At 67.2% G+C, this 16086-nt stretch carries 13 protein-coding genes; 5 read left to right on the top strand and 8 right to left on the bottom strand.

Annotated elements, in window-relative coordinates; all coding sequences use genetic code 11:
- Window positions 1–84: 84 nt before the first annotated feature.
- Window positions 85–1755, top strand: a complete 1671-nt coding sequence (locus tag ACXJLH_RS07820; RefSeq protein WP_457443320.1) for a phosphoethanolamine transferase — start codon at window positions 85–87, stop codon at window positions 1753–1755.
- On the opposite strand, the gene ACXJLH_RS07825 is transcribed toward ACXJLH_RS07820, so the two are convergent.
- Entirely contained in the window at window positions 1752–2876 is a 1125-nt protein-coding gene (locus ACXJLH_RS07825; RefSeq protein WP_457443322.1) for a PA0069 family radical SAM protein, read from the bottom strand. The two genes, ACXJLH_RS07820 and ACXJLH_RS07825, sit on opposite strands and share 4 nt — an antisense overlap.
- A gap of 94 nt (window positions 2877–2970) precedes the next feature.
- Between ACXJLH_RS07825 and ACXJLH_RS07830 the strand changes: the two genes are divergently transcribed.
- The 4 genes from ACXJLH_RS07830 to ACXJLH_RS07845 all read left to right on the top strand — a co-directional run bounded on the left by ACXJLH_RS07830 (window position 2971) and on the right by ACXJLH_RS07845 (window position 7983).
- Window positions 2971–3714, top strand: coding sequence for a hypothetical protein (locus tag ACXJLH_RS07830; RefSeq protein WP_056198080.1), 744 nt, complete (start codon window positions 2971–2973; stop codon window positions 3712–3714).
- A 94-nt stretch (window positions 3715–3808) separates the two neighbouring features.
- Window positions 3809–5110: an MFS transporter gene (locus tag ACXJLH_RS07835; protein WP_457443324.1), complete on the top strand. Its 1302-nt coding sequence runs from the start codon at window positions 3809–3811 to the stop codon at window positions 5108–5110.
- 282 nt (window positions 5111–5392) lie between these two features.
- Window positions 5393–5920: a DUF421 domain-containing protein gene (locus tag ACXJLH_RS07840; protein WP_457443560.1), complete on the top strand. Its 528-nt coding sequence runs from the start codon at window positions 5393–5395 to the stop codon at window positions 5918–5920.
- Between the two features lie 59 nt (window positions 5921–5979).
- Window positions 5980–7983 (top strand): hybrid sensor histidine kinase/response regulator, encoded by a 2004-nt coding sequence (locus tag ACXJLH_RS07845; RefSeq protein ID WP_457443326.1) that lies wholly within the window; start codon window positions 5980–5982, stop codon window positions 7981–7983.
- Window positions 7984–7991: 8 nt separating this feature from the next.
- Here ACXJLH_RS07845 and dnaB read toward each other — a convergent pair whose 3' ends face one another.
- The 7 genes from dnaB to ppsA all read right to left on the bottom strand — a co-directional run bounded on the left by dnaB (window position 7992) and on the right by ppsA (window position 15770).
- A complete protein-coding gene (gene dnaB, locus ACXJLH_RS07850) occupies window positions 7992–9416 on the bottom strand; it encodes a replicative DNA helicase (RefSeq protein WP_457349733.1) in 1425 nt (474 codons plus the stop codon).
- A 155-nt stretch (window positions 9417–9571) separates the two neighbouring features.
- Window positions 9572–10024, bottom strand: coding sequence for a 50S ribosomal protein L9 (rplI, locus tag ACXJLH_RS07855; RefSeq protein ID WP_056198090.1), 453 nt, complete (start codon window positions 10022–10024; stop codon window positions 9572–9574).
- A 12-nt stretch (window positions 10025–10036) separates the two neighbouring features.
- Window positions 10037–10327 carry a 30S ribosomal protein S18 gene (gene rpsR, locus ACXJLH_RS07860; protein ID WP_056198092.1) on the bottom strand — a complete coding sequence of 97 codons (291 nt, stop codon included), beginning with the start codon at window positions 10325–10327 and terminating at the stop codon, window positions 10037–10039.
- 45 nt (window positions 10328–10372) lie between these two features.
- Window positions 10373–10666 (bottom strand): primosomal replication protein N, encoded by a 294-nt coding sequence (gene priB / locus ACXJLH_RS07865; protein ID WP_056198094.1) that lies wholly within the window; start codon window positions 10664–10666, stop codon window positions 10373–10375.
- A 50-nt stretch (window positions 10667–10716) separates the two neighbouring features.
- Window positions 10717–11082, bottom strand: coding sequence for a 30S ribosomal protein S6 (gene rpsF, locus ACXJLH_RS07870; protein WP_056198096.1), 366 nt, complete (start codon window positions 11080–11082; stop codon window positions 10717–10719).
- Window positions 11083–11230: 148 nt separating this feature from the next.
- Entirely contained in the window at window positions 11231–13288 is a 2058-nt protein-coding gene (locus tag ACXJLH_RS07875; protein WP_457443328.1) for a sodium:solute symporter family protein, read from the bottom strand.
- Between the two features lie 85 nt (window positions 13289–13373).
- On the bottom strand, window positions 13374–15770 hold the full coding sequence (gene ppsA / locus ACXJLH_RS07880) for a phosphoenolpyruvate synthase (RefSeq protein ID WP_457391756.1): 2397 nt from the start codon (window positions 15768–15770) through the stop codon (window positions 13374–13376).
- Window positions 15771–16086: the final 316 nt, after the last annotated feature.

Genomic DNA, 16086 nt, shown 5'->3' on the forward strand with positions numbered 1-16086 from the left:
CCCGGCGCTGTCGGCCACGTATCACCCGAGACGCCAGCCCGCGCGGGGCCACGAGAATGCGTCGCCGCCTCTTTCCGCCTCCTGATGCCTTTGCTCAAGCGCCTGCTGGCCTGGTTCCAGCCCGACACCTCGCGTCCCCTCACCCAGGCCTGGCTGGCCGCCCTGTGGATGGGGTTGCTGGCCAATTGGCCGCTGTGGCAGCAACTGCACGGCATGGCCGATGTGCGCCCCTTCTTCATCCTTGCCTTTGCCGGCATGGTCACCGCCGCGACCGGCGCGCTGCTGAGCCTGCTGGCCTGGCCGCGCTTCATCAAGGGCCTGCTCGTCGTGCTGCTGCTGAGCGCCGGCGCGCTGGCCCACTTCATCGGCAGCTACGGCATCGTCTTCGACCCCACCATGGTCACGAACATGGTGCAGACCGACGTGCGCGAAACGCGCGACCTGCTGAGCTGGCGGCTGCTCGTCAGCATCGGACTGCTGGGCGCCCTGCCCGCCTGGTGGTTGCTGCGCCGGCCCACCGCGCCGCGGCAGGCCCTGCCAAAGCGCCTGGGCGGCAACGTCGTCGCCTTTGGCCTCGGCCTCGTCGCGATGGTGCTGCTGGCGTTGAGCGTGTTTGCCGATCTGTCATCGACGATGCGCAACTACAAGACCATCCGCTACATGGTCACGCCGCTGAACGCGGTCTATTCGATCAGCAGTGCCGCGCTGCGCCGCCAGGCCGCACCCAGCGGCCCGCCCGCCGTCATCGGCGTCGACGCCCGGCTGCTGCCGCGCGCGGAAGGGGCCAGGCCGCCGTTGCTGCTGTTCGTCGTCGGCGAGACGGCGCGCTCCATGAACTTCAGCCTGAACGGCTACGCACGGCAAACGAACCCGGAGCTGGCCAAGCTGCCAAGCTCGAATCTGATCAGCCTGCGCCAGGTCACCTCCTGTGGCACCGCCACGGCGGCCTCCCTGCCCTGCATGTTTTCGCCGCTGGGCCGCGAGGCTTTTGGCGACGTGAAGGGTACGCAGGAAAACCTGCTCGACGTGCTGCAACGCGCCGGCCTGGCCGTGCTGTGGCTGGACAACCAGAGCGGCTGCAAAGGCCTTTGCGACCGCGTGCCCAACAGCTCAACAGCCAAGCTGCCTGAAGGCGCGGCGCCGCTGCCGGCGGGCCTGTGCGATGGCGAAGAATGCTTCGACGAAGCTTTGCTGCATGAGTTGGACAAACGCATCGCGGCGCTGGACCCGGTGCGTGTGAAGCGTGGCGTCGTCCTCGTCATGCACCAGATGGGCAGCCACGGCCCGGCCTACTTCAAGCGCTCACCGCCCGACCTCAAGCCATTCCAGCCAGAGTGCAAGAGCAACGCGCTGCAGCAGTGCCCGCGCGAGCAGGTCGTCAATGGCTACGACAACACGCTGGTGACGACCGACCGCCTGCTGGCGCGCAGCATCGCCTGGCTGCAGGCGCAACAAGCCTTCGATGTGGGCATGCTCTACGTCTCTGACCACGGCGAGTCGCTGGGCGAGAACGGCCTCTATCTGCACGGCATGCCCTATGCCATGGCGCCGGCCGAGCAAACGCATGTGCCCATGGTGCTGTGGGTGCCCGAGGGTGGAGGGCTGGCTGCGTCGCTGAAGCCCGGCTGCCTGCAAGGCCTGCGCGACAAGCCCGCCTCGCACGACAACCTCTTCCACACCGCGATGGGTTGGGTGGGCGCTCGGTCGGACGTCTACAAGGCCGATTGGGATTTGCTCGCCGGCTGCCGGCGCTAGAACAGGCTCCCCTGCGCTGACGGTTTGCGTGGCGGTGTGAACAGCGCCAGTTGCACCGGCCGCCGCTTGTTGCGCAGGCCCAGCTTGTGGACGGCCCGCTGGAAGCGCGCCTGCAGCAGCTGAGCCCACACGCCTTCGCCGGTAAAGCGCGTGCCGAAGCGAGCGTCGTTGTCTTTGCCGCCGCGCATGTCGCGGATGCGCGCCATGACACGCTCGGCGCGGTCGGGGAAGTGGCGCTGCAGCCAGTCCTGGAACAGCGGATTCACCTCCCAGGGCAGGCGCACCGGGATGCTGAACGCCGAACTCGCCCCGGCCGCTGCAGCGGCTTCGAGGATGCGTTCCAGCTCGGGCTCGTTGATGAAGGGAATGATGGGCGACACGCTGACGCCCACCGGCACGCCAGCCTCGGCCAGTGCCTGGATGGTGCGCAGCCGCCGCGCGGGCGCCGCAGCGCGTGGCTCGAGGATGCGGGCGAGGTCGTTGTCCAGCGTCGTCACCGACAGGTAGACCGACACCAGGCCCTGCATGGCCATCGGCGCGATCAGGTCCAGGTCGCGCTCGATGCCGCTGCTCTTGGTGACGACCGAGAACGGGTGGCTGCACTCCGCCAGCACCTCGACGATGCGGCGCGTGATGCCCAGCTTGCGTTCAACCGGTTGGTAAGCATCGGTGGCCGTGCCCAGCACCAGCGACTTGGGCACGTACTTGGCGCCGGCCAGCGTTTCGCGCAGACGCTCGGCCGCATTGACCTTGGCAATGATGCGGGTCTCGAAGTCCAGCCCCGGCGACAGGTTCAGATAGCTGTGCGTGGGCCGCGCAAAGCAGTAGATGCAGCCGTGTTCGCAGCCTCGATACGGGTTGATGGAGTAGTCGAAGGAGATGTCGGGCGATTGGTTGCTGGTGACGATCTTCTTGGCGTGCTCTTCGATGATCTGCGTGGCCACCGGCACATGCTCTTCGCCGGCCTCCTGGTCCAGCGAACCCCAGCCGTCGTCGTACTGCTCACGCTCGCGCTGCTCGAAGCGATGGGGCATGGCGGTGGCCGTGCCACGGCCCTTGATGGAGTCGATCGGGACGAGGGCCGGCTGGGCGGCGGCAATGCGGGTGGGAGCAGGCGACATACTGTAAATATATACAGTATTTTGACGATATTCCAGGCAAACCCCGCGCCTCCTCGGGATGGTGGCGTGACACGCCTTGCGTAGAGTCCGCCCGATGCCCCATCCACTTGCGCGGCCCTGGCCGCTGTTGCTTCTTGCCCTGGCCGCGACCTGCGGCGCCGCCTCACCCCTGCCGACCCCGGGGCACTACCGCATCGATGGCGAAGCCACCATGCGCAGCGGCAGCGGCCCCCTGTTGGTCGAACGCGTCGAGCGCTGGGACGGCAGCAACGGCAACCGCTTCATCACCACGCGGGCCGACGGCCGCTCCCACCAACAGACCTATGCCGGCACCGAGCCGGTGACCTGGTGCGTGCCGGCAGCCTCGGTGCCGCCCAATCAATTGCCCGACCGCTGCAAGACGCGCTGGTGGCCGGCACAGGGCGGCACCCTGCTGCAGGCCGAGTGCCAGGCCGGCCGGCTGCAGGAGCAATGGAAGCAGCTCGACGCCAAGACCTGGGAGCGGCAGATGCGCCTCACGCTCGCGCCGGGCGGCGGTGGCAGCGACCCCGCGGCTGCTCTGGCCATGGTCGAGCGGGGCCTGTCGCCAGCCGAGGCCGCCAAAGCCCGCGCGGCGATCGCGGCCCTGCCCTCTGCCCAGGGCCGGGCCGCCGCGATGGCGCCGGTCTACGAAAAGATCGAGGCCACCATCCGCAACGGCAAACCGGAGGAAGCAGCCGCCGCGCGCCAGCAACTGGCCGCCCTGCAAGCCGCCCAGGGCGGCAGTGGCGTGACGTGGACGACGACGCTGACCGAGCGCTGGACACTCACCGGCGATCACTGCAAGCCGGGCTCCTGAAACGCAGCCGCGACCGCGAGAACGCGGCCGAGATAATCCGCCCGCTTTCCCCTTGGCGACTTTTGCCCTTTTGGCAGGCGCCCTCGTCCGCCCAATGCCTCTCGAAGCGATTCCCGGCACCCCCGCCCGACTGCGCGATCAGCGCGACTACATGCGCCTGCTGGGGGCCCGCGTGACCGGCGGCGCAGCCAACCAGATGCTGATGGTGGCCCTGGGCTGGCAGATGTACGACCTCACCTCCAGCGCCTGGGACCTGGGCCTGGTCGGCCTCGCGCAATTCCTGCCTGCCCTGCTGCTCACCTTGCCGGCCGGCCATGTCGTGGATCAGCACGACCGGCGCCTGCTGCTGGCCGCCAGCCTGGGCCTGCAACTCGTTGCCGCGGCCTGCCTGGCGCTGTCCAGCGCCAGTGGCTGGGTGGGGCCGAACATGATCCTGATGCTGTCCGTGCTGCTGGGCTGCGCCCGCGCACTGCAGATGCCATCGCAGCAGGCCCTGATGCCGACGCTTGTGCCCCCCATGCTGCTGCCCCGTGCCGTGGCGGCGGCCAGCTCGTCGATGCAGGTGGCCATCATTGCGGGCCCGGCCCTGGGCGGCGTGCTCTATGCGCTCGGGCCCTGGGCGACGGGTGCTGCCGCGCGCGGCGATGCGGCGCATTGGGGCGCGGCCATCGTCTACGGCGTCTCGCTGCTGCTGCTCGCCGCGGCGATAGCCAGCGTGTTGACGATCCGCCATCGCGCTGCGCCGTTGCGCCGTGCGGCCCCCGACCTGGCGCAGCTGACGGCCGGCATCCGTTTCATCTGGCAGAGGCCCGTCTTGCTCGGTGCAATCTCGCTGGACCTGTTCGCCGTGCTGCTCGGCGGTGCCACGGCCCTGCTGCCCATCTTCGCGCGCGACATCCTGCACACCGGCCCCGAGGGGCTGGGCCTGCTGCGCTCGGCCCCGGCCCTGGGCGCCGTCGTCGTCGGCGTCTGGCTGGCTCGCCACCCCATCGCACGCCGCGCCGGCCACTGGCTGCTCGGCGCCGTGGCGGTGTTCGGCTTGACGATGATCGCGTTTGCGCTGACGACCTCCTTCCTGGTCGCCTTCGCCGTGCTGGCCGTCAGCGGTGCGGCCGACATGTTCAGCGTCGTCATCCGCCAGTCCCTGGTGCAGCTCGAGACGCCGGACGAGATGCGCGGCCGCGTCGGCGCCGTGAATTCGGTCTTCATCGGCGCGAGCAACCAGTTGGGCGAGTTCGAGTCCGGCGCGACGGCGGCCCTGCTTGGCCCGGTCGGCTCAGTGCTGCTCGGCGGCATCGGCACGGTGGCCATCGTCGCGCTTTGGTTCAAGGTCTTCCCGGCGCTGGCACGGCGAGACAGCCTGCAACCCGAGTCGCGCGAAACGTTGGTGCGTTGATCGCGCCGACTACGCGTAGGCCACGACCTACATCTCCACGCGGCCTCGGCGAGATGGCTGGCCCACGCGCCGGCGACTAGATTTGAACGGTCGGAAGCCAGGAGCTGTAGCCTCAACAGGCCGCTCAACAGGCCAACGGCGGAACGCTCGACGCCTCGCGTCGAGCGTTCTCTTTTTGCCCAACGCTTCGGAACGCCGCCAGGCACACGGCTTGCCCATCGCCCATCACATGAGCAGCGTCCGCATCCAACCCTTCAATCCCGACAAGATGAGGAGGTGAACATGGACGTCTCGGGGCTTTTCGCCATCCACGTGTCGCCGCTGGAGCTGATGCTGCGGGGCACGCTGATGTACTGGTTCCTGCTGCTGATCTTCCGCTTCGTGCTGCGGCGCGACCCCGGCTCCTTCGGCGTCGCCGACATCCTGATGGTGGTCGTGATCGCAGATGCCTCGCAGAACGCCATGTCGGGCAGCTACGACACAGTGGCCGAGGGCTGGATCCTGGTCGCTACGCTGGTGTTCTGGAACTATGCGCTGGACTGGGCCAGTTGCCGCTGGCCCCTCGTGCACAAGCTCACCGAGCCTGCGCCACTGCAACTCGTCAAGGCGGGGCGCGTGCTGGGCCGCAATCTGCGCAAGGAGTTCCTGACGCGCGAGGATCTGGAGGCCCAATTGCGCCAGGCTGGCGTCGAGGACGTCGGCGCGGTGCGGGCGGCCTACCTGGAGGGCGACGGCAAGCTGTCGGTGCTGCGCTACGACGACAAGCCGCCTGCGCGGCAGGACAAGGACGAAGGGCCGCCCGGCGCGTGATGCCGGCCGAGACCCGGCACACTGCCTGCCCCACCTGCCCTCAACACGGAAGGACGAACTTGAAAGCCGATGACGAAGGCCTGCAGCGCAGCGAGGAGCGTTTTCGCCTGCTGGTGGACAGCGTGCGCGACTATGCGATCTTCATGCTGGATCCCGCCGGCCATGTGCTGACCTGGAACGCCGGCGCCGAACGCTTCAAGGGATACAAGGCGGACGAGATCATCGGCAGCCATTTCTCGCGGTTCTACCCGCCGGAGGCGCTGGCCCGGCAGCTGCCTGATCATGAACTCGAGATGGCCGCGCGCGAAGGCGCCTTCGAGGACGAGGGTTGGCGCGTGCGCAAGGACGGCTCGCTGTTCTGGGCCAATGTCGTCATCACGGCGATGCGCGACCCGACGGGACGGTTGGTGGGTTTCGCCAAGGTCACGCGTGACCTGACGCAAAGGCGCAACCACGAGGAGGCGCTCAAGCGCAGCGAGGAGCGTTTCCGGCTGCTGGTCGAGGGCGTGGCCGACTACGCCATCTTCATGCTGGACGTGAATGGCCGCGTGGCGTCCTGGAACGAAGGCGCGCAGCGCATCAAGGGCTATGCCGCCGAGGATATCCTGGGCGAGCATTTCTCCATCTTCTACCCGCCCGAAGTGCGCGCAAGCGGTTGGCCCGAATACGAGCTGCAGCAGGCCCAGGAGATCGGGCGTTTCGTCGACACGGGCTGGCGGCTTCGCAAGGACGGCACGAGCTTCTGGGCCCAGGTGAGCATCACGGCGCTGCGGGACGAGACCGGGCAGTTGATCGGCTACGCCAAGCTGACGCGCGACCTGACGGCCAGCATGCGCATCGAGGCCATGGAAATCGCCAACCGCGAACACGAGGAAATCCTGGACGCCGAGCGCAATGCGCGCATTGCCGCCCAGCGCGCCACGCGCATCAAGGACGAGTTCCTCGCCACGCTGTCGCACGAACTGCGCACGCCGCTGACGGCCATCCTCGGCTGGACCCAGGTGCTGCTGCGGGCCAAGCCGGGCGATGCGCGCGTCAATGTGCAGCGCGCCATCGAGGTCATCGATCGCAATGCGCGTGCCCAGGTGCAGCTCATCGACGACCTGCTGGACCTGAACCGCATCATGACCGGCAAGCTGAGGCTGGACCTGCAGCAACTGAGCATGGCCAACGTCATCCAGGCGGCCGTCGAAACCGTCACTCCTTCGGCATCGGCCAAAGGTGTGGAGCTGCAATCCCTGCTGGATACGGGCCCCGCCATGGTCAATGGCGACAGCGGGCGGTTGCAGCAGGTGGCGTGGAACCTGCTGAACAACGCCATCAAGTTCACGCCCGCGGGCGGCCGGGTGCAGGTGCTGCTGCAGCGCGTCGACTCCAAGGTGGAATTCAGTGTCAGCGACACCGGCATCGGCATCCCAGCCGCTTTCCTGCCTCAGGTGTTCGATCGCTTCACACAGCAGGACGGTTCCACCTCACGGGCCCACGGCGGCCTGGGCCTGGGCCTGGCGATCTGCAAGCAGCTTATCGAGCTGCACGGGGGCAACATCCGCGCCGAGAGCGCCGGCGAGGGCCGGGGCGCGAGCTTCTTCGTCAGGCTGCCGCTGTCCGCCCTTCAGGCGGCCGGAGAGCGTGACGAGGATCCTGCCTCTGCCGATGCGCGGGCCAGCGAGAACCTCGCCCTCCCCAAGCTGGACGGCGTGCACATCTTCGTTCTGGACGACGAGCAGGACACACGCAGCCTGCTGTGCCGCATCCTGGAGGACCAGGGGGCCCGGGTGGTGGCCTTTGCCTCGGCGCAGGAGTTGCTCAAGGCCGTCCAGCTGTCACGGCCAACCGTCATCGTCAGCGATGTGGGCATGCCCGGCGTGGACGGCTATCAGATGATCCGTACCTTGCGGGCGACCGAGACGCGGAACTCCCGCATTCCGGCCCTGGCTCTCACGGCCTTCGCCCGGGCCGAGGACCGCAAGCGCTCGCTGCTAGCCGGCTTCCAGGCCCATCTGGCCAAGCCTTTCGACGTGGCCGAGCTCATCCTGCTGGTGGCCAATCTGGCCGAGAAATAGCGCGCGCCTCAGTACTCGTCACGCTCCACACCCACATACCCAGGTGCGAGGTTCTCAAACTTGGTGTGCATCCGCTGGAACATCAGCTTGACTGTCCCGACCGGGCCATTACGCTGTTTCGCAATGATGATCTCAGCCACGCCCGGCTCCTTGCACTCGTCCTTCGTGTAGTACTCATCACGGTAGATGAACATGATGATGTCGGCGTCCTGCTCGATGGCGCCGGACTCACGCAGGTCGGACATCATCGGCCGCTTGTCGGGCCGCTGCTCCACCGAGCGGTTCAGCTGCGACAGGGCGATGACGGGGCACTTCAGCTCCTTGGCCAGGGCCTTCAGGCCGCGCGAGATCTCGCCCAGCACCGTCGCGCGGTTTTCCTCGCTGCCGCCGCCATTGCCGCTCATCAGCTGCAGATAGTCGATGACGATCAGGCCGAGCTGGCCGCAGATGCGCGCCTGGCGGCGTGCACGGGCGCGCACCTCACTGGGCGATAAGCCGGGGCTCTCGTCGATGAAGATGCTGGCCTTGCCGAGCTTGTCGACGGCCTCCGACAGGCGCCCCCATTCGTCGTCCTTCAGCTGGCCGGTGCGCAGATGGCTCTGGTCGATGCGGCCGATCGAACCGACCATACGCAACGCGAGCTGTGCGGCACCCATTTCCATCGAGTAGATGACGACGGGCAGGCCTTCGTTGATGGCGACGTTCTCGGCGATGTTGACCGCGAACGCGGTCTTGCCCATGGACGGGCGCGCGGCGAGCACGATGAGGTCGCCGCCCTGCAGGCCGGCGGTCTGGCGGTCCAGGTCGTAGAAACCAGTGCGCACGCCGGTCACGTCCTGGGCGCCGCTCTCGGCCAGCTCGTTGACGCGGTCGATCAGCTGCACGACGAGCTGGTCCATGCTCTGGAAACCCTGGCGGCTGCGAGAGCCCTCCTCGCCGATGCGGAAGATCTTGCCTTCGGCCTCGTCCAGGATCTGCGTGACGGCACGGCCCTGCGGATTCATCGCGGCGGTCGCGATCTCGTCGCTGGTGGCGACCAGCTTGCGCAGGATGGCCCGCTCGCGAACGATCTCGGCATAACGGCGCAGGTTGGCGGCACTTGGAACGCTCTGGGCCAGCGCATTCAGATAGGCCAGGCCGCCGCATTCCTCGGCGCGCCCCACCGAGGTCAGTTCGTCAAAGACGGTGACGACGTCAGCCGGCTTGCCCGCATTGATCAGCTTGCCGACCGCTGCGTATACATGCTTGTGCTCGAAGCGATAGAAGTCGGTCTCGGTCAGCAAGTCGGCCGCCTTGTCCCAGGCCGAGTTGTCGATCAGCAGGCCACCGAGCACGCTCTGCTCGGCCTCGACCGAGTGCGGCGGCACACGCAGGCGTGCGACCTCGTCGTCATACGGCGCTGCGGAAGAAGAAGCAGGAAAGATCGCGGACATGCCTGTGGATAAAGCTGTGAACGAACTGGGAGCAGACGGTGGACGAAGCGGGAAAACTCGTCCCAGAAAAACCAAAGGCCGAAACCCTGTGGGGCCTCGGCCTTCTTCAATGTTGCGGCGTCAGACGCCGCAGCGCAAGGGCGCTTACTCCGACGTTACTCGGCTTCAGCAACCACCTGGACGGTGATCTCGACCACGACGTCGGTGTGAGCCGCGACCTGGACCGGGAACTCGCCGACGGTCTTCAGCGGACCGTTGGGCAGGCGCACCTGCGACTTGGCGATGGCGCTGCCAGACTTGGTCAGCGCTTCGGCCACGTCGGCGTTGGTCACGGAGCCGAACAGGCGGCCGTCAACGCCCGCCTTCTGGGCGATGCGCACGGTCTTGCCGGCGATGGCTTCACCCAGCTTTTGGGCTTCGGCCAGCTTGGCGGCGGCGGCCTTTTCGAGCTCTGCGCGGCGGACTTCGAATTCCTTGATCGCGGCCTCGGTGGCGCGGCGCGCCTGCTTGGTCGGGATCAGGAAGTTGCGGGCATAACCATCCTTGACCTTGACGACGTCGCCGAGGTTGCCGAGGTTGGACACTTTTTCGAGCAGGATCACTTGCATGTCGTCAGCTCCTTAGACCTTGTGCTGGTCGCTGTACGGCAGCAGGGCCAGGAAGCGCGCGCGCTTGATGGACACCGTCAGCTGACGCTGGAAGAAAGCGCGCGTACCGGTCAGGCGAGCGGGCGTGATCTTGCCGTTTTCGGAGATGAAATCGCGCAGCGTGTCGATGTCCTTGTAGTCGATCTGCTCGACACCGGCGACGGTGAAGCGGCAGAAACGCTTGCGACGGAACAGCAACGATTGTTGGTTGCGCTTGGGCTTCTTGTCTTTGGAGAAGCGACCTTTACCACGTGGCGGGGGCATAGAGGACCTCTGTTAAATCTATCCGGATTCAATCAATTCCGGGTTCTAGGAAGCAGCGGGTTCGATCACGGTGACGTGGGCGATGAAGCCCCGGCCGTTGCGCTGGTGGGTCAGGAAACCGCGGAAGACCGCGATGCCACCGACTCCCAGCGCCTGCAACTGCTTGGCCACCTCGCCCACCGCAACCGCTTTGATCTCCAGCGAGATCTTGCGCGGCTTGCCGGCTTCGATGACTTCGGACTCGGCCTTGAGGCTTGCGTCCAGGGCCATCAGCCCGGCGGGTGTGTAGCGAACTTGTCCGAGTTGCTGGATCTGCGCCTGGAGGTGAAGCTGGTTCACGCCAGGGGCACGCTGCTCGAAAAACCTGGTTCTTTAGCGATGACCTGTGCTCAGGCCGCTTCTTGCGGTTGCGGCGCCTTGCGGGCTTCTTCGCGCTCGACGGCCTTCATCATGACCGAGGGCGTCGCGATGGCCTTGTCCTGAACCACGGTGAGGTGGCGCAGCACGGCGTCGTTGAAGCGGAAGCCGGTCTCGAGTTCAGCCAGGACTTCCTTGCTGCACTCGATGTTCAGGCACAGGTAATGGGCCTTGGCGAGCTTCTGGATCAGGTAAGCCATCTGGCGACGGCCCCAGTCCTCAACTCGGTGCACGACACCACCACCGGTGGTGATCAGGCCCTTGTAGCGCTCCAGCATGGCCGGAACTTGTTCGCTTTGATCCGGATGGATCAGCAGAACGATTTCGTAGTGACGCATATTTACTCCTTGTGGATTCCAGCCCGACAGGGTTGCCGGTCTGAGGAAGCCGCGCCACGGCGTCTACACGCGGTACGGCAAGGGGGAACCAAGGATTCTAGCCCGGAAGGGGTGAATGACCAAATCGCCGCCCCTTCACTCTCGTTGATCAGGCCACCGGCCGACTGCGCAGCTTGTCGACGAAATCACGATCGCGCTGGCTGGGCGCGGCTGTCAGCAGGCTGACGAGGGCCAGGACCAGCGCACCGGCGGGCACGCCGAAGAGGCCGGCCGAGGCCGGCTGGATGCCCCAGATCAATGTCGCCGGGCCGGGCAGGCCGATCAGGGCCCGCGCGCCCGGGTGGGCGATGACGAGATAGATCAGGCAGACGACGAGGCCGGTCAACATGCCCGCCAGGGCGCCGGCGCGGTTGGCGCGGCGCCAGAACACGCCGGCGACCAGGGCCGGGAAAAAGGTCGAGCCGGCGATGGAGAAAGCGGCCGTGACGACGGCCAGGATGTCCGCCGGCCGGCTGGATGCCACCGCCGCCGCCGCCAGCGCTGCCGCCAGCAGCAAGGCCTTGGACAGCGTGACCCGCCGCGTGCGCGACGCCTCGGGGTTGATGGCCTTGTAGTAAAGGTCGTGGGACAGCGCGCTGGAGATGGCCAGCAGCAGGCCGTCTGCGGTGGACAACGCAGCCGCCAGCCCACCGGCCGCCACCATGCCCGAGATGACATAGGGCAGGCCGCCCAGCTCGGGCATGACCAGCATGACGAGATCGGGGTGCAGGCGCAGTTCGCCCAGTTGCAGGCGGCCATCACCGTTCAGGTCCACGGCCGACAACAGGGTCGGGTCGACGCGCTGCCATTGGCGTATCCAGGCAGGCAGCTGGTCGAAGGACGTGCCCACCAAGCTGTTGAAGACCTCGGTCTTGACCATGACGGCCAGGGCCGGCGCCGTCAGATAGAGCAGGCAGATGAAGACCAGGGACCAGGCCACCGACTGGCGCGCCGTCGCGACGGAGCTGGTCGTGTAGTAGCGCGTCAGCAGATGAGGCAGGCCGGCCGTGCCGACCATCAGGCAAAAGGCCAGGGCGATGAAGTTGCGGCGGGCCGCGCTGGCCTGCTCGCGCTCGGGCGGGCTGCCGTCGGGGTTGCCTGCAAAGGGCTGCATATGGGGCACGAGGCCGGACAGCGGCTGGGCGAGCTGAGCCTCCCCCGCCTGCTCGCGCCGCCAGCGCTCCTCGGCCTCGGGGGCTGTGCGCGGCAGCGCGGCGCGCTGCTTCTCGGCGGCCTGGATGCGGGCCAGCGGCGCGCCCTCGGCCTTTAGCGCGGCGACCTGAGCGGCCGCCCTGCCCTGCTCGTCGGCCAGCGCCTGGGGCACGTCGGCCAGGCGCGCGGCGGCTGCATCGGCACGCCGCTGGTGGATGGCGCGTACCTGCAGCTCGCCCGGATCGCGCATCAGCTCACGCTCGCGCTCGGCCAGTTGATGCAGCTGCTGGCYGTAGACGAGCTGCGGCAGGGGCCAGCCGGTCTGCTTGACGCTGAGCCAGATGACCGGCACCAGGTAGGCCAGGATCATGATCAGGTACTGGGCCACCTGGGTCCAGGTGACGGCACGCATGCCGCCCAGGAAGGAGCAGACCAGCACGCCGCCCAGGCCGACGAAGACGCCGACCTCGAAGCCCAGGCCGGTGAGCCGCGTCGTGATGAGGCCGACGCCGTAGATCTGTGCGACCAGGTAGACGAAGGACACCAGGATGGCGGCACCGGCTCCCACCAGCCGCAAGGCGCGGCTGTCGAAGCGTTCGGCGAGGAAGTCCGCCAGCGTGAATTGCCCGAAGCGACGCAGATAGGGCGCGATGCACAGCGCCACGAGAACGAAGCCACCCGTCCAGCCCAACACATAGGCCAGGCCCGCGTAGCCGCTGGCGTAGAGCGTGCCGGCCAGGCCGATGAAGGTGGCCGCGCTCATCCAGTCCGCACCGGCGGCCATGCCGTTGTACAGCGGCGGCACGCGCCGGCCGGCGACGAAGTATTCGGCCGGGTCGGTGGTGCGGCAAAGGATGCCGATGACGGCGTAGACGGCGACAGTCGCGCCGAGGAAGGTGTAGCCGATCCAGACCTTGGGCAGGCCGCGCTGCTCGCCCAGGCCCAGGCCGACCACCAGGGCGATGAAGCTCAGTGCGAACAGGAAATAGCGGCGGTGCAGGGGGCTGGCGGACACGGCCGCGATCATGGCAATAAAAAGCCCGGATTCCCCTTACGGAGAACCCGGGCTGGTCGTCAATCGCGAAGACTTGCTTGGCGCTTTACTTGGCGGCCAGGCGCTGCCAGGTCTCGATCACCGTGTCCGGGTTCAGCGAGATCGACACGATGCCCTCCTCGGCCAGCCAGTCGGCGAAGTCCGGGTGATCGCTGGGACCTTGGCCGCAGATGCCGATGTATTTGCCGGTGGCGCGGCAGGCGCGGATGGCGCGCGAGATCATGGCCTTGACGGCCGGGTCGCGCTCGTCGAAATCGCCGGCAAGCTGCTCCAGGCCCGAATCACGGTCCAGACCGAGTGTGAGCTGCGTCAGGTCGTTGGAGCCGATGGACATGCCGTCGAAATGCTCCAGGAACTGCTCGGCCAGGATGGCGTTGCTCGGCACTTCGCACATCATGATGATGCGCAGGCCGTCCGTGCCACGCTTCAGGCCCCGCTCCGCGAGCATCGCAACGACCTTTTCGGCCTGCTTCACGGTGCGCACGAAGGGCACCATGATCTCGATGTTGTTCAGGCCCATTTCCTTGCGCACGCGCTTGAGGGCCTCGCACTCCATCGCGAAGGCGTCCTGGAAATCGCCGCTGATGTAGCGCGAGGCGCCGCGGAAACCCAGCATGGGATTCTCTTCGTCCGGCTCATAGCGGCTGCCGCCGATGAGCTTGCGGTACTCGTTGCTCTTGAAGTCAGAGAGGCGAACGATGACCGGGCGCGGGAAGAAGGCGGCGGCAATCGTCGCGATGCCTTCGGCCAGCTTATCCACATAGAAGGCGCGCGGCGAGGCGTGGCCGCGGGCGACGGACTCGACGGCCTTCTTCAGGTCGGCATCGATGTTCGGATAGTCCAGGATGGCCTTGGGGTGGACACCGATGTTGTTGTTGATGATGAACTCAAGCCGCGCCAGGCCCACGCCGCCAGAGGGCATCTGCGCGAAGTTGAAGGCCAGCTGCGGGTTGCCGACGTTCATCATGATCTTGATGGGGCAGTACGGCAGCTCGCCGCGGTGCACCTCGCTGATCTCGGTCTCGAGCAGCCCGTCGTAGATATAGCCGGTGTCGCCCTCGGAGCAGGCCACCGTGACGAGCTGGCCGTCCTTGAGCTTCTCGGTCGCGTCGCCGCAGCCGACCACGGCCGGGATGCCCAGCTCGCGCGCAATGATGGCCGCGTGGCAGGTGCGGCCGCCGCGGTTGGTGACGATGGCGCTGGCGCGCTTCATGACCGGCTCCCAGTTCGGGTCGGTCATGTCGGTGACGAGCACGTCGCCGGGCTGCACGCGCTCCATCTCGGCCACGCTATCAACCAGGCGGACCGGGCCGGTGCCGATCTTCTGGCCGATGGCGCGGCCTTCCGCCAGCACGGCGCTGTGGGCCTTGAGCTTGTAGTGGTGCTCGACCTGGCCTGCAGCTTGGCTCTTCACCGTCTCCGGGCGGGCCTGCAGGATGTAGATCTTGCCGTCGACGCCGTCACGGCCCCACTCGATGTCCATCGCGCGGCCGTAGTGCTGCTCGATGATGAGGGCGTACTTCGCCAGCTCGGTCACCTCGGTGTCGTTCAGCGAGTAGCGGTTGCGTTGCTCGGGCACCGTGTCGACGGTCTTGACGAGCTTGCCGGCAGCCGCCTTTTCCTCGGGCGACGCGAACTCCATGCGAATCAGCTTGGAGCCGAGGTTGCGGCGGATGATGGCCAGCTTGCCGGCCTTCAGCGCCGGCTTGTGCACGTAGAACTCGTCCGGGTTCACAGCGCCCTGCACCACCGTCTCACCCAGGCCATAGCTGGACGTGATGAAGACGACCTCCTGGAAGCCGCTCTCGGTGTCGATGGTGAACATGACGCCGGCCGAGCCGAGGTCGGAGCGCACCATGCGCTGCACGCCGGCGGACAGCGCCACGTCGTTGTGCGCGAAGCCCTTGTGCACGCGGTAGCTGATGGCGCGGTCGTTGTAGAGCGAGGCAAACACCTCGCGCATCTTGTGCAGCACGTCATCGATGCCGACGACGTTCAGGAAGGTTTCCTGCTGGCCGGCAAACGACGCGTCGGGCAAGTCTTCGGCCGTGGCGGACGAACGCACGGCGAAGGAGACGCCTGGGTTGTCGGCGGTCAGCTGCGCGAAGGACGAGCGCACGCCGGCTTCCAGGTCGGCCGGGAAGGGTTGGTTCTCGATCCAGCCGCGGATCTCGGCGCCGGCCTCGGCCAGCGCGCGGACATCGTCGGTGTTGAGCGTGGCCAGGCGCGCCGCGATGCGCGCGTCCAGCCCCTCGTGCTTGAGGAACTGCCGGAAGGCGTGCGCCGTGGTGGCGAACCCTCCGGGGACGCGCACGCCGCTGGCGGCGAGCTGCGAGATCATTTCGCCGAGGCTGGCGTTCTTGCCGCCAACTGCCTCGACATCGCTCATCCTCAGGTTCTCAAACGGTACGACCAGGGCGGTCGCCTCGAACAGGGTGGACATGGGGAAACTCCGGGAGGTTGAAAAACCGGTGTCGTCGCGTCGTCCACGCCCAGTGCCGAGCCAAGATGCTCAAGGCAGGCGCAGCTCCGTCCATTTCTGGATTCTTTGAGGAGGAGGGAGGCGCGCATGGGCTGATCGCGATGAATTGCCGCGGATTCTAGGCCTCGGGTTTCATCCGGGTACGGCGGGGGGATGTGCAATAAGTCCCTTCTCGGCGCCGTGTCCCCTCTTTCGGGGTGGCATGAAAACGTTGACGGCCGACTGATGCGGGTCAGGCCAAGGGAGCCCTGGCTGTGCACGATGCCCGCGTGAGCAG

It is taken from the genome of Roseateles sp. P5_E4 (genome assembly GCF_054049255.1).